General features: G+C 38.3%; 2 protein-coding genes. One reads left to right on the plus strand and one right to left on the minus strand.

All coding sequences use genetic code 11. The features are described 5' to 3' along the window. Positions 1-141: 141 nt before the first annotated feature. On the minus strand, positions 142-429 hold the full coding sequence (locus ACWI_RS16990) for a transposase (RefSeq protein WP_070370131.1): 288 nt from the start codon (positions 427-429) through the stop codon (positions 142-144). A gap of 110 nt (positions 430-539) precedes the next feature. Here ACWI_RS16990 and ACWI_RS16995 point away from each other — a divergent pair, with 110 nt between their 5' ends. Next, positions 540-767, plus strand: a complete 228-nt coding sequence (locus ACWI_RS16995; protein ID WP_070372643.1) for a hypothetical protein — start codon at positions 540-542, stop codon at positions 765-767. Positions 768-862 lie beyond the last annotated feature (95 nt).

The following is an 862-nucleotide window of genomic DNA, read 5'->3' on the forward strand; positions in this document are numbered from 1 at the left end:
GATTTGCGTGCTTATCCGGTTTGCTTTTTGATCGCAGAAATTTATAGTAACCCGATTCGCTGACACCAAGCGTACGACAGAGCAGGGCAACCGGCCAACGGTCCCGGCGGTCGGTAATATATGACATCCGCTGCTGTTTCGCTATTTCTTTCGGCGCTTGACAAAAAAACCAAGCGCATCCTGAAGAATCTCAATCTCTTCTTTTGCTTCCCGTAGCTCTTTTTCGAGCTGCTTTAAACGATTGGGATCTGCTAGTGGGATATTCCCTGGATCATCACAAAAACCAACCTTTCCACTTTTAGCTTTGCTGATCCATGTGTATAATGTATCGATTTTTATACCTAATCGCTCTGCTGCCGCTTTGTTGCCAATCTCATTTGCCAGTTTCAACGCTTCATAGCGTTCTTCAGCACTATATATTTTTTTCATTATTAGTCAGTCCTTTTTATTTCTATTTTACCTCATTTCCTTGCAATTTGGGACTGCACTTTTATGATAACACTCCATATCGTATCTATGGGGCAGAAGAGATGGCAAGGATGAGTATGATTCAGCATTTAAAGGGGTTTGGTTTGGATTTGACAAAAATCAAAGAAATTTTGGGTGATGCAGGAGAACCGCATAATCTAGGAGAATTTCTTTCTTCTTGGAAACAGGAGCTAATAAGAGAAAAGGTAAGAATTGAAATGCAGTTATTGAAGGTGGATGAGTTGCTAAAAGACACACTTATTCCAATAAATTTGATTTCACTTTCATTATTAAAATAATAGTTGTCCTTTCTCGATTCATAAATCACTTGTTTCAGACGACTGATATATGCTTTTATTTTACAATCAACCAATTCATCATTCAGATTATTTTT

It is taken from the genome of Acetobacterium wieringae (genome assembly GCF_001766835.1).
GTDB lineage: Bacteria > Bacillota > Clostridia > Eubacteriales > Eubacteriaceae > Acetobacterium > Acetobacterium wieringae.

Excerpts from the sequence above, each read along its gene's own strand:
- ACWI_RS16990 (WP_070370131.1), bottom strand. The coding sequence starts at position 429 with ATGAAAAAAATATATAGTGCTGAAGAACGCTATGAAGCGTTGAAACTG.
- ACWI_RS16995 (WP_070372643.1), top strand. The coding sequence starts at position 540 with ATGAGTATGATTCAGCATTTAAAGGGGTTTGGTTTGGATTTGACAAAA.